Origin of the sequence: Murdochiella vaginalis, assembly GCF_902381775.1 — a bacterium.
Taxonomy (GTDB): domain Bacteria; phylum Bacillota; class Clostridia; order Tissierellales; family Peptoniphilaceae; genus Murdochiella; species Murdochiella vaginalis.
Window position 1 is genome coordinate 598737 of record NZ_LR698969.1, and the last position, 14161, is coordinate 612897.

The window sequence follows — 14161 nt, forward strand, 5'->3', positions numbered from 1 at the left end:
TCCAAGTGGCGCAACGTGGCGGAATAAAGAAGAAAGAGGGAATCTATGAAATTTTTTGAAAATGTACCGAAAGTGCAGTATGAAGGCAGCAAATCAACCAATCCGTTTGCCTTCAAATACTATGATGCGGACCGCATCATTGCGGGCAAGAAGATGAAAGAGCATTTGAAATTTGCCCTTTCCTGGTGGCATACCTTGGTTGCGGGCGGGCAGGATCCGTTCGGCATAAACACCATGGACCGTAGCTATGGGGGAAAAACGGATCCGATGGAATTAGCAAAAGCAAGAGCGGATGCCGCGTTTGATTTCATGGACAAGTTGGGCATTGAATATTTTTGTTTTCATGATGCGGATCTTGCACCGGAAGGCAACAGCCTGCAAGAGCGTAACGAGAACCTGAAAGAAATGGTTGCCTATGTGAAGGAAAAGATGCAGGACACGCCGGTAAAACTGCTCTGGGGAACCTCCAATTGTTTCACCAATCCCCGATTTATGCACGGCGGAGCGACTTCTTGTGAGGCGGATGTCTTTGCCTGGGCAGCGACGCAGGTTAAAAATGCAATCGACGTGACGATGGAATTGGGCGGAAAGGGATATGTATTTTGGGGCGGTCGCGAAGGCTATGAAACGCTTCTCAATACCGATGTAGAGCTTGAACTTGATAATTATGCTCGGATGCTGAAAATGGCCGTTCGCTACGCGCGTAGCAAGGGCTATGACGGCGATTTTTACATCGAGCCCAAGCCGAAGGAACCGACGAAGCATCAATACGATTTTGATGTCGCTTCCTGCGTCGCTTTTCTTGAAAAATACGACCTGATGCAGGATTTTCGCATCAATGTTGAAGCGAATCATGCGACCTTGGCAGGTCATACATTCCAGCATGAGTTGCGGATGGCGCGCACCTTCGGTGTTTTCGGTTCCGTAGATGCGAATCAGGGGGATTTGCTGCTGGGTTGGGACACCGATCAATTCCCGTCCAATGTGTATGACACCACGCTTGCCATGTATGAAATTTTGAAAGCGGGCGGATTCACGAACGGTGGATTGAATTTTGATGCGAAGGTGCGTCGTCCGTCCTTTACACCGGAAGATATTGCCTATGCGTATATCTTGGGCATGGATTCGTTTGCTTTCGGTCTGATCAAGGCGCAGCAGCTGATTGAGGACGGGCGTGTCGATGCGTTTGTAGAAAAGAAATACGCCAGCTACCAAGAAGGCATTGGCGAAAAAATTCGGAAGAATGAGACCAATTTTGAAGAATTAGAAACCTACGCCTTGAAGAATGGCGAACCGACACTTTCCAGCGGGCGTCAGGAGTATTTGGAGGGCGTTGTCAACACAATTCTGCTGGACGGAAAAATGGAATAAGATACTTCATCCCATTACAGCGGCGAAACTTTTCCACGGTTCGCCGCTGTATGAATTTTGAGAAGAGGTTTTAATAAAGAGAGGTTTTTATGGGATATGTAGGTATTGATCTCGGTACGTCAGCAGTAAAAATCAGCTATATCGATGAAGAGGCAAGAATTCTCCTATCCATCACCAAAGACTATCCGATTTGCTATCCAGAAGAAGGCTGGGCGGAACAAAATCCGGAGGACTGGTGGGACGCCATCCGCCAGGGGATGCAGGAGATTGTGGACGCAGAGGTGTTTACGGGACTGGATGCCATCGGATTTGGTGGACAGATGCACGGATTGGTGGCGTTGGACGTCCGCGGGGAGGTAATTCGCCCGGCTATTTTGTGGAACGATACACGTACCGCAAAAGAGACGGCGATCTTAAACACGGAGTTGGGAAAAGAGGTGCTCTTAAAAGAGACTGGGAATATTGCGTATGCCGGCTTTACCGCGCCTAAGTTGCTGTGGATGCGAACGCATGAACCGGAGCGGTTTGCAAAAATCGAACACATCCTGCTGCCGAAGGACTATATTCTCTATCGTTTGTCCGGTGAATTTTCCACGGATTATTCGGATGCGTCGGGAACGCTTCTTTTAAATGTTGCACAACGAAAATGGTCAAAAAGGATGTGTGACTTTTGCGGTGTGCGACCATCGCAGTTGCCCACGCTGCATGAAAGCGGAGATTGTGTAGGCAAGCTGCGGGATGAGTGGTGTACTTTATGGGGGCTGGACAAAGCCCCGGATATCGTTGCGGGCGCGGGAGACAACGCGGCAGCGGCGGTATCGGTCGGGGTTGTTGAAGAAGGGGATTGCAATATTTCGCTTGGTACGAGCGGAACGATTTTTATGCCGACGAACCGTTTTTTGCAGGATGAACACGCAAGTCTGCACGCCTTTGCGGATGCCGCCGGGAAGTTTCATTTGATGGGCTGTACGCTTTCCGCCGCATCCTGTTATAAATGGTGGATGGGCAATGTGTTGCAGCGCCCCGAAAACACCTCTTTGTCCACGGAAGAATCGGTGCGGCATCATCCGCTCTATTTTATGCCCTACTTGATGGGCGAGCGGTCGCCGCTCAATGATGAAGATGTGCGGGCCGGTTTTCTCGGACTGTCGTCGCGTTCCAACTGGGAACAGATGATCTATGCGATTTATGAGGGCGTTGCCTTTTCTCTTCGAGACTGTATGGCAGTCGCCAAAAATATGGGCGTGACGGTCAATAAAGCTTCTATCGTCGGCGGCGGCGCGCAGAGTCGCATTTGGTGCCAAATGATCGCAAATGTGCTACAAATTCCTATTGCCAAGCCAGCAGGGGAATGCGGGCCCGGTTATGGCGCAGCTTTATTGGCGATGGCGCATAAGAAAGGACGTTCTGTGCGTGAAGTGGCAAAACAATATGCCACTTTTGAAGAAATATTCACGCCACAGCCGGAGGAAATCCCCTATTATGAGGAAAAATACCGGAAATTCTCCCAATTGTATCCATTGCTGAAGGATTTTTATAAAGGATTATAGCCGGTAAAAGAAAAGAATGTAGAGATCCCTTACCTCTGAATCCCGAGGGAACCCTTTATTTGTCAAGGCCTGTAATCATCCTTTTGGATGATTACAGGCCTGTTTTAATTTGTTACCATCACAATATAGAAGGGCATTGTGATGTTCTTTCTGTCAAGGAAAATTGAGAATAGCGTATAAGGAGGTTCAAAAACCATGAAAAAAACATATCGCATCGTAGCCTTGCTTTTTGTACTCGCCTTGCTTCCCTTTTTGTCCTCCTGCAACAAAGATAGCGAAGAGGGGAAAAAAGCAGTGGAGACGTCGGAGAAAAGTCAGAATGAGGTCTATCAAACGAAGCTGCTTTCCGTAGAGGTTCCAAAAGGATGGAAATTTGTAGACAATCAGGAAAAAGCAGATTCGGCATATATTTATAAAGGCGAGAAAGGAGCAATGGAGAGCCCGGCGGTGGTTATCACGTATTGTGATCCGGATACGCAGATGCTTTCACCTAGGGCAGCGTATCAAAATACGAAGGATATTGACCCGGTTACGATTGGAGACTACACATGGGAAGGTTTTACAGCGAAAAGCCTCGACTATCCCATAACGGTTTTATTGTTGAAGGAACCACACCAGTTGCAGGTGGTACTCTTTAAGGAAGTGGAGGGCCAGAAAATTAATCTGGAAGATGACGACGTGCAGACCATCATCCGCAGCATAACCATAAAATAAGATAACTTTTATGGCCTGGTAAAAAGAGGTCGGCTTGATGCGCATCAAACCGATCTCTTTCTCATCGAGAAGGAACGGGCATGCGGATGCGTATTGTGGAGGATATCATGAAAACAAATACGAAAATCTTATTTATCTTTATGGTGGTGGCGGTGCTTCTTTCCGGGTGTAAAAAAGAAAAAAATTCGGGAAACGCCGGAACGGACAATGCGAACACTGCCAATTCCGTCGTGGAAGAATCCAATAAAACCGCACCGAACGGAGAGAAAGATTCCAACAAGACGACTTCGAAAACAACCGATAATGTTAAGCCGGTTGCCGGGGCAACGATTGGTTCCCTGTCGTCGTATGTTGAGGATCGGGAGATTTGGAAGGACTTCGTCGGTCAAAAACATCTCGAATCTGCAAAGGACGAGCAGAGCGGCATTCACGTGCCGAGAATTCTTTTGGATTCTGCGGATGCAAAGGCGGCAAACAAGGAAATTGATGGCTTGGTCAAAGGGATATGGGATCAATACGATGCGAACAAGGAGTATATGGAAGGCTCTGATACCGGAATTTACGCTTCTTTTTCCGTCTATCAAGATGAAAATGTGTTAAGTGTCATGGTGGCCGACTCCAATATCTGGGAGGGCAAGCCTCCACAATATACCGTTTTTAACTTTTCTCTTGCCGATGGCAAGTTGATCGATGACGAAGCGCTCATGAAACAGTTTGGCGTCGAGAAGGACGAGATTTTGGGCGTGATTGAAGATAGTTTGCAGGAGTTTCAAGAGGCCGATGCGAAGCTCTATTATGGAATGGTCACCGATTCTTCGTATCTCTACAATCAAAACAACTGCACCGGATTGATTCTGAATGATCTATGGGACAATTTCCAATCGAAGAGTCGGCAAATCTATATCGACGAAGTGGGAACGCCTACATTTATCTTTGCTCCCTATACCAGCACCATGATAGGAACGAGTCCGGCGACGCTGAAACTACGAGCAGACCGATTTGATTCGGATCCGATTTCTCCGACGTATCTGCGAATGGCGAGACGTCTGGGCCTCGATCCCAAGGATGAAAAACACAAAGCCTTTGTCCTTTATCTCGGCTCTGCCTCCAACAAGGACAGTTTGAAAGAACCCCTGGCCAAGCTGGACGCCTGGGAGGGCATGTTTACCCACTATGAAGATCCGCGGATGCTCCTTGCAGTAAAAGAGAGTGAAGGAAGCGATAAGCCGTACCTCATCGGAGAGGAGTGTTACCTGATTATTCCGAAGTACGAGAACGCTTCGGTTTCTCTAAAAGAACTGGAGCCTACGGAAGAGGGCAAATTAAAAGAAGTGGAGAATGCGCAATTGGACAACCTATCCGCTACGGGAACCACCTTTATTTGTCAGAATCAAAGCGACATCGCTCCCAATGCGAAAATCACCATCCGCTACAGAGACGATGTATTAGAATTTTCCCCTTCCCTCAGTTTAAAAGACGGCAGCTTGCAGTTGCCGCAAGAAGTAACGGACGTAGTGACGGATGCAGAAGATGTCCTCGATTGGAATCGGTTCGTGATAAAAGACAGCTATTCGCAAAGCCTATTTGAACGAATCTTCTCCATAATGGGAGAGGGATAATCGTATCGGATGATGCCGGATGTCTTAATGTCGGTTGCCTATAATAAGGGAGGAAATGTCGCCAGCTTCGCAGTGTTCACGAAGCTGGCGCAATTTTTTTGCGATGGAAGATTGTGAGAAATGGAGCCGTTCTACTTTTGCAGGACGTGGGAAACCGTATATACTGAATGCAAGGATAATCCTGAATCAGACCCACTGTGCGAACCGAGTGAAAATAGAGTGAGATCATTTTCTCCGATACGATTATCCATCAAGTAAAATTTACAGATGGAGGACAATCGGTATGAATTTTTTCAGAGAAACGCAGATCAAGCGTCGTATTTTTTCAGATGAAGGAAATAGGTGAATTATGGGACAAATCATTGAACTGCCGGATTCTTTAAAATTAAAGCAAGAAATCGGAGAGATTAAAAACCGTCTGGAAAATCTGGTTCTCGAACGTGATGAACTGCAATTCGTTGTGTGCGAGAATGTAAAAATGAAATATATGCTGGAGATCGGAAGCCTGGAGTATAAAGTTTATAAAACATACTGTGAGTTTCTTCGCTTACGTCGAAAAAAAGAGATTCTTCAGGCAAAAAAGAATCGTCAAGAAACGTTCAATATGGCCGAAGTGGATCACATTCTGGATGAAGAATTTCTAAACTACAAGAAAAAACTAGATGAGAAGATTCATGAAATGAATCAGGCCCTAGAGCGTTCTAAAATGAAGCTGCTATCGAAAGAGGAAACGGCGGAATTAAAGAAATTGTATAGAAGCATTGTGAAGAGTTTACATCCGGATCTGAATCCGAATTGCTCCGACGCAGAAAAGGCTCTTTTTTATAACGCAACCGACGCGTACAAGCAGGGCGATCTGAGTACTTTGCAGATTATCTTTCAAATGAGTGAGACGGAGGAAAATAAAGAAGAGGCGTCCTCTTCTCTCATCAAGCTTCAGAAAGAAAAACAAAGATTTCAACGCCTGGTTTCCATGGTGGAAGCACAGATCGAAGAAATAAAAACAAAACCGCCCTATATCTGGAAAATCTATTTTGAGGATGAGAGAAAAAAAGCGGAAAGAATCGCGGAATTAGAAAAACAACAAAAAAGTTTTCAGGAAGCGATCCGCACACAACAAGAACGAATTAATGAATTGATGGGGAATGAGAAATGACAAATTTGGCGAACAAAGATCATAACGAGCTCATCCAATATCTTTTCAACAAAGAATCCGGACTCGCCTTGCCCAAACCGTATGAACGGGATATTTTTCTTTTTGATACGTATGTGGCAGGGACTACCCATGTTGAAAATATAGAGGCGATTGGAAATTCCCTACAGGAGGGCGATAAGTTGGTTTTTTACCGTGAGCCGAACAATCCGCATGACCCGCAAGCGATCCGCATAGAAACGATCCAAGAGGTAAAAATCGGCTACGTTCCCCAACAGGATAACGTGATTTTTTCAAGGCTGATGGATGCCGGAAAAGCACTCTTTGGAAAAGTTTTGGAAAAAGAAATGCGAGGAAACTGGCTTAGAATAAAAATAAAAATTTATCTTCATGAAAGCTAGGGCAAAAAATGTATTACACAGGCAAATGGATTGAAAAAAATATTTATCTATTGGACAGTCATGATATGCAAGTGGATTTGGTTCAAGGGGATCATTGTTTTCTCATCGGTTATCATGTAAAACTTCCCTCCACAGTGAACCAAACGTCCGCCAAGCTGATCGAGGGTGGCTTTCGGTATTTCAATATTTTCGTTAAACGTGCCCATTTGTGGGAAGAGGCCTTGTTTCAGAAGGCAGGATCGGAGATACCCATTCAAATAGAAGCCAGCACGATTGCGAGACAAGAGATGTCCTATACCCTTGCCATGTTGGCAACCTTGAAGCCCCAAAACATCAATTTTGTTCTCTCCGATGATGAATGGTTTACCGAGTATCTCGTCGAAGATTTGCACACTATATTTTCCGGTAAGTCCCTATTTACGCCTTATGATTGGCAAAAATTTCGATCCGGATTCGAATTCAAAGTTCATGGCAAAGATGCGATCGTGAGCGTTTGTGATGGAGTGGTAGCCGGATTTCTGGGAGAAGAAAAAGCCTTTGATTCCATTGACAAAGCCTTTCGCCATCCGCTTTTCGATGGAAAAAGTTTTATAGAACTTTGGGAAGAGATTTCAAGATAAGCAGAATAGAGTGGATGGCTTTATGTTGTGAAAGCTCTTCGCATGAGGCTCCGTTTTATCAGAATGTAGGAGCCGTTTTCGTTGTTCGGCTACTTGTATAGCAACGGTTTAGACAATCCGTCGTTACAGGAAGCCCTCGTGACCGGCTTGCTCTGGGCAGCCATCTGCCTTGTGTTTGATGCGATTGGATGGGTGCTGATTAAGCATCCTTGGAGTTTATCCTTTAAGGAGTTCTATATCGATTATCAACCTTGGATTTCCCTCATTTATCTCGCAATATTTTAGGCCCCCTGATCGGCTTTATTCTACAAAGAACATGATGGCTGAAGGCTTGACATCTGCTGTCTTTAAGAGAAGGCGTTTCTTACGGAATAAGGAGTGGGCAAATTTTTTGCCTCCGCAATGTATTTTCGCATTGACCAAGCTGTTGAAGAAATGTGACATAAACGGCAAAAATCTTCATTTTGGAAATCTCTTTGCGACAGGCCTTTTCTGGGGACTTAGATTTAGCCTAATAAACATTTATAGCGCGGAAAATGGTGGCTATTTAACGAAAATGCCTTACTGCCACCATCGTCAGCACCCTCGGCGATGGTGGCTATTTAACGAAAACGCCTTACTGCCACCATCGTCAGCGCCCTCGTCGATGGTGGCTATTTAACGAAAACGCCTTACTGCCACCATCGTCAGCACCCTCAGCGATGGTGGCTATTTAACGAAAATGCCATACTGCCACCATCGTTAGCGTCCTCGGCGATGGTGGCTATTTGACAAAAACGCCTTACTGCCACCATCGCTACAATCAGGTCTCTTTAAAGTGGAAAACAGCATAGCTCTGCGTTTCCTTGAAGCCCGACGATTTTAGTAGTATTATGGTCCTATTGTATATTCTATTCGTGTTTTTTAGGAAAGAGATTCCATAAGGGGTGATAGGAATGAATACGCTGCGAAATCAAAGAAAGCATCACTGGCTTTTTATCTTACTCATGAGTTTTCTTCTTGCGCTCTATCTTCCGAGTGCGGTACGTGCAGAAACCAATTCCGGGGAAGCCTCTTCCGCTCTGTCGGCGGTAGAGAAAGAGACGCCAAGTCGCTCGGTCTCCTCGGAAGAGAACGAGAGGATCGGGACGGATCCCTCTTCTTCTGCAACGGACGCAGCCAGAGAAGAGAAAGCTTCTGCAAAAGAAGACGGCAACGTAGAGGAAGGGGAGAGCTTAGAAGTGGACCCCCTCGCCAAAGCGCCATTGGCTGTCGGCAGCCCCAGGATTGGTGGGGATGGAACGATAGAAGTCGATACGTTTGCGGCTTTGCAGCAGGCTATTGCTATGGCCGGAGAGAAGCAAACGACGATTAAAATTGTGAAAAGCATTGCGATAACGGAAGCACTCACGATTGGCGAAAAGCAGGATATTATTCTTACGGCAGCCAATGAAAGAGTGCAAGCGGCTTGGAAACCCATTCAAAAACCGGCGGATTTTGCCGGCCAAGGAGAAAGTGCGCAACGCGCTATTATTAAAGAAGGCAGACGACGCGGAGAAGAGGCGTTGGCCATGGCGGATAAAGAGAAAAACCCCCTTCCCTCCGCACAAAAGGGAGATATTCTTCTTACGCGCGATGCGGGGTTTGCGGAGGACACCTTGTTTTATGTCCGGGGCAAGCTGACGCTGGGAACAGGAGATTCCGCCCTCTATATTGATGGAAATGGCAATTCTGTCAGGACGCAATTCGCTAATCGCGGTTCGGTCATCGATGTGGACGGCACGCTTCTCATGAAAAATGCGGTCATCATGAATTCGTATAATCGGCATGGCTACACCGGTCCCGTTCGTCTTAACAGTGGAGCCAAATTTACAATGGAAGGCGGAAGAATTTCCGGGAATACTTCCTATGAGCAAGTAGAGCAGGACTATACGCGCCCTTATGCAGCCGGTGCCGTCTATGTCAAACCCGGCGCAACCTTTGAGATGAAAAACGGCCTTATCGACAACAATGAAGGCGGCTTGACCGGTGGTGTTTTTGCCGGGGATCTTTGGGGGGCGTCTGGAGATCCGGCGGTCGTTACTATGACGGGCGGGATAATTGCCGGCAACCTTTCCGCTACCCGATTTCAAATGGGTGCCGGAATCAACGGCTTTCCAAAGTCCAAGGTGACGATTACGGATGGCATTATCGCCGGAAACAAGTCTTTTGGCGTAGGCGGCGGCATCGGAATTTCCTCCCAGTACATCGGTAGCCCGGTAAATATTTTGGGGAAAGAAAAGGCTTCTGTAAACACCGATTACCAGAAGTTTCTCAAAACAAACAAGGCAGAGGCGCACATTGATGGCGGCCTTCTGTACAAAAATGTTGCCCTTGCTTCCGGTGGCGGAATCTATGTCGACAGCAATGATGTGCAATTTGGAAAAACGATGATTCTGGATAATACTTCCACCTCCTTCGGTGGCGGCATTTATATTTCCTTCCCACCCCTTACACAAAAAATAGAGAATATGCTGATTACCGAAAACGTTGCGCAAGGCGGCTTCAGTTCAAGCATCCTGGGGGGTAGCAATGGGGGAGGACTCTGGAATTGCCCAACCGGCTTTGTGCATATTGGAGACGGTCACAGCGTCTATGTGTACAATAACGACGCGAAGAGTTACGGAAAAGATATTACGTTTACGAAAAGAACCTGGTTTTTCCAATTAAACGGAGTGAATCTCGAGGGCGAGTTTTACTCCCATATTTCGCCGGTAACGAAAGAAAAAAATATTATCAAATTTTTGGAAGATGGGCCGAACAAAGAAAAGGGTGTCGAGATTCCGGAACACCTTTCCTATCACACCATGTATACGCATTTAAAAGCGATATACAGCGAGAAGCTCATTGCAGAGGCGTGGAAAAATGCGCAGACTTTTCTTTTGGGCAACACAGCGCGTAATGGCGGAGGGTTTGGATCGGATGCCAATGTGACGACGCCGAAAGACGACGGCGACTATGCGCTGGAAGTGGATAAGAAATGGGATAAAACAATTAAGAAGGATACTATTCCGCAGAGCATAAAGGCCGATGTCTTCCTTGTTCCCAAGGAGAAAGACGCTGCATATGTCAAAGCCAATTATGGCAAGGATAATACCCTCTTCAAATATGGAGAAATCACCCTTTCCAAAGAAAATGGTTGGCACAGTCGCCTCGATACGAATTATTTCAGCGGTGCGAATAAGCAGAAGATGCTGGATGCGCTCAAAATTAAGAATTTTTCGGATATCGGCTTACCGGACGATGCGTACCAGATGGACAACGGCCTTCCTTTTACAGCCGAGGAATTAGCAGCAAAAGGCTATAAGTATCTCGTCGTGGAACAGGGGGATGACTACTTTGTCGAGGTTAGAGAGGACAAACCGGCCGCAAACGAAACGTCGACACAAAAGTCCAATCACTTTACCCTGACGAACTATCCTTTCGGGCGCATCGAGGTCGAAAAGCGCTGGAAAAATATCGAAGAGAATGATGTGCCTACGGAAATAGAGATCTATCTGCTTCTTGATGGCAAGCGCATCGTCGAAAAGTATGATGAACAGGGAAAACCGGTATACAAAAAATGTACGCTTACGGCAGAAAAGCATTGGAAAGACAGCTTTGAAAAGCTGGATCCCAGGGCCCTCGCCGAGAAACGTTATACGATTGAAGAGGATTCGGATCGATTTGCACCGGAGATAATCCCTGCCATCACCAATGTGAATCCTTCAAGCGAGCATCCGGAAGTTGTTTCCATCGTCCTAGAAAACCACTACGGCCCCACACATGAAATCGAAATTTTGAAAAAGTGGGTGGCGGGTAGCGCACAAATTCCCGAAGAAATTACCGTGCAGATAACAGATGGAACCGGTGACACACAAGAAGTGAAGCTCAAAAAAGACGAAGGCTGGAAGACGGTGTTGTCCAACCTAAAGGGAACCTTGCGAGAAAAAAGCTATACGATTGCTGAAGTCAAGGTGCCCGGCTTCACCGGCACTATGAGGGCCGAAAAATCCGGCTTAAAACTGACACAAAAAGATAAAAACGGCAAAGAAACCTCATTTTTCTATGCGCCCGAAGAATTGAAAAAGGTGCTGAAAGAGGGCAACTACCGTTACGAGGTTTTTGAACGTCAGGATACGAATGTAGCCTTAACGGAACAGAATTTGGGTTCGTTTATTCAGCTGCAAAAGCAGGGTGACGGTCGCTACATCCTTCGCTATGCGAAGGATATTCAAGTCACCGAAGTGTTCACGGTGCTTTTGGAAAATAGGTCGCAACCGCCGGAACCGCCGAAACCACCAAAGCCACCAGAACCGCCGAAACCACCGGAACCGCCGAAGCCGCAAGAGCCGCCGAAACCGCAAGAACCACCGAAGCCGCCTAAAGCTCCCCGGACGGGCGTAGCCACACTCGGTGCTCCTCTCCTGCTTCTGGGCCTCGGCTTGGGAGGACTTTGGTTAACCGAACGCCGAAAGAAAGCGGAGGACAATTAAACACACCATATCGAATCCTATCCATAATGGGTAAAAATGGATCGTAAAGAGGATGCCGAAGTCATGTAGAATGGCGGGAAAGGACGAACTTTACTTCTAGCAATGATTCCGATAAAATAGGGTCACCGTTAAAGTTGTCTTATTTGCATATCCGAGGAGGTTTTTATGGGAACAATAAAAAATAAGAGATTAACAGGATGGATCGCCAGTGTATTTATGGCAATACTGATTTTGGTGATGGGAACCAACGTCTATGCTGTGGGCGATACAACGGAGGAACCATCTTCCGCCGTTGCCTCGGAAACATCAGAAGAAAAAGAGCAGCCTTCGCAAAATGCTGTCAGCGCAAGAAGAGGTGCGCCTCCAAAGGCTCCTGTAAGGGGAGGCACCCATACGTACACAGTGGAATTGGACTGGCCTCATCGTAAGCACGATGTATTTGAATCAAAATACAAGGACCTTCAATATAAGCAATTTGCTTATTTACTCTTTAAAACCGCGAATGGAACAATAGACCATCAATTTGTGTATTTGGATGTTAAAGTCGGTGAGAATAAAACCCAGACATTTGAGGGCCCGGAAACTCTCAACGGTGAGCCGATCACGTATTTTGAGTGCAACTTAATTTTTGATAAAAGGTATCCGTCCGATACACCGAATCCCTTCCTTTTTGGCTTCGGTGTTAGTGGAGATGGCACGATTGACAATAGCAGAATTGTCCAATTTTATCAGATTATGGCAAACAATGTGGAAGTGCAGTTAAATATGCCGCAAGATGTGCAAGATCTTAACACGCGCACGCTGGAGGATTTATTGAATGCGTCGTCAAAAATAAAATTGTTTGCAGCAGATCTCTGGAAAAAGGAGTATGCGTGCTATCTTTCTTTAAAAAACATTCCGTCCGTTCTTAGCAACGTAGAAACAAAAACAGTAGCGAATGCAAAAAATATAGAAACGGGATATTTCCACATTTTGGATTGGAGTTTAGGCCTCGGGTATGACAATAATCCTTTTTTACCGGATAAATTAAAGGATACGGGGAAATATGGGCTTTTCAATCCGTACAATGATAATAAGTCCACGTATACGCTCAAAGGTGAGATGCAGGATGAGGATTCGATCACAGCCGCCGATTCGATCTTCACGTTAGATGGCGATATTACGGGCGATGATTTGAACGGATGGCTGATGAAGCTGAAGATCGCAGATCAGTACATTAAAACCGTCACAATAAAACCTTCCGATAAGGCCGAGGAACAAGAAACCACTGTCAAACTGGTTCAGGGAGATACGTTAAAGACGCCGATTGCGGATCCCACGGCGAAGGATAAAACAGCATACAAGTTTGCAGGATGGTTTATCGATGAAGCTTTAACAACGCCTTTTAATGCGGATACGCCAGTAGAGAAGGACATCACGCTCTATGCAAAATGGGAAAAGAAAACTCCTTCGAAGCCTTACTATCCAATTAGTAAATACACCATTACCGTGGATCCCAATGGTGGGAATTGGAAGGGAGATACGGCAAAGAAAGTAGAAACCTTTACCGAAGGTGCGACGTTCACACTGCCAGAAGCGCCTGTCCGAGAAGGATACACCTTCCTGTATTGGAAAGGTTCCGTGTATCAGCCGGGCGAGAAATATATTGTAAAAGAGGATCACACCTTTACGGCGGAATGGAAGAAGAATTCCACGCCGCAACCGGCACAACCGTCGGACGGCCATACTCCCGGGGCACAGAGTGGTAACACCGTTTCAAAAGGGAAGACCGCTCCAAAAACAGGCGAAGATGCAAAAAGAGTCGTTTATGCCGGATTGGCAGTTGTCTTGGGAGTGAGCATTGTCGTGCTTCGCAAGAACAAGAAAAAGAACGATTATAAATAAGGCATCTTATTTCGGTAAGTGCCGAAAATAATGGCTCGTTACAGAGCGGCAGAGCACGGCAGCTCCCGCCTCTACATGCTGGTAGAGGCGGGAGCTTTTTTGTTCGTTCCTGGATAGTAAAACCATTTGTATACGAATCGATGCCCTCGAATGACGAGACGAAAATCATATTACACTCTCCGTTCTCTCCTATGGGCAACGAAGACTCTCAAAACGGTCCCATCCCCTCGGAAGAACAACATCTCAATTTTCATAGTTGTATATAATTATAGAAATAGGTAAAATAATAAAAATTAGACTTTAAGAACAATAAACTGGTGATGCCAATCAAACGAGGAACCTTAGGAGGTGAAGAA

10 protein-coding genes are annotated in these 14161 nt (G+C 46.1%); all 10 read left to right on the top strand.

The annotated features are described in order from the left end of the window. Positions 1-45 precede the first annotated feature (45 nt). The 10 genes from xylA (at position 46) to FXY30_RS02650 (ending at position 13805) form a co-directional block, all read left to right on the top strand. Complete coding sequence (gene xylA, locus FXY30_RS02605) at positions 46-1371, top strand: xylose isomerase (RefSeq protein ID WP_071705179.1); 1326 nt, start codon at positions 46-48, stop codon at positions 1369-1371. A gap of 89 nt (positions 1372-1460) precedes the next feature. Then, on the top strand, positions 1461-2921 hold the full coding sequence (gene xylB / locus FXY30_RS02610; RefSeq protein WP_071705180.1) for a xylulokinase: 1461 nt from the start codon (positions 1461-1463) through the stop codon (positions 2919-2921). A gap of 195 nt (positions 2922-3116) precedes the next feature. Then, entirely contained in the window at positions 3117-3635 is a 519-nt protein-coding gene (locus FXY30_RS02615; protein WP_071705181.1) for a hypothetical protein, read from the top strand. 107 nt (positions 3636-3742) lie between these two features. Further along, positions 3743-5254 (top strand): hypothetical protein, encoded by a 1512-nt coding sequence (locus FXY30_RS02620; protein ID WP_071706070.1) that lies wholly within the window; start codon positions 3743-3745, stop codon positions 5252-5254. Between the two features lie 349 nt (positions 5255-5603). Then, positions 5604-6410: a hypothetical protein gene (locus FXY30_RS02625; protein ID WP_071705182.1), complete on the top strand. Its 807-nt coding sequence runs from the start codon at positions 5604-5606 to the stop codon at positions 6408-6410. Beyond that, positions 6407-6808 carry an HIRAN domain-containing protein gene (locus FXY30_RS02630; protein ID WP_071705183.1) on the top strand — a complete coding sequence of 134 codons (402 nt, stop codon included), beginning with the start codon at positions 6407-6409 and terminating at the stop codon, positions 6806-6808. The genes FXY30_RS02625 and FXY30_RS02630 overlap by 4 nt, the downstream gene beginning before the upstream one ends. An 8-nt stretch (positions 6809-6816) precedes the next feature. Continuing rightward, entirely contained in the window at positions 6817-7428 is a 612-nt protein-coding gene (locus tag FXY30_RS02635; RefSeq protein ID WP_071705184.1) for a hypothetical protein, read from the top strand. An 81-nt stretch (positions 7429-7509) separates the two neighbouring features. Further along, positions 7510-7713 carry a hypothetical protein gene (locus FXY30_RS02640; RefSeq protein ID WP_071705185.1) on the top strand — a complete coding sequence of 68 codons (204 nt, stop codon included), beginning with the start codon at positions 7510-7512 and terminating at the stop codon, positions 7711-7713. Positions 7714-8363: 650 nt separating this feature from the next. Beyond that, complete coding sequence (locus tag FXY30_RS02645) at positions 8364-11921, top strand: Cna B-type domain-containing protein (RefSeq protein ID WP_071705187.1); 3558 nt, start codon at positions 8364-8366, stop codon at positions 11919-11921. Positions 11922-12086: 165 nt separating this feature from the next. Continuing rightward, on the top strand, positions 12087-13805 hold the full coding sequence (locus FXY30_RS02650; RefSeq protein WP_071705188.1) for an InlB B-repeat-containing protein: 1719 nt from the start codon (positions 12087-12089) through the stop codon (positions 13803-13805). Positions 13806-14161 lie beyond the last annotated feature (356 nt).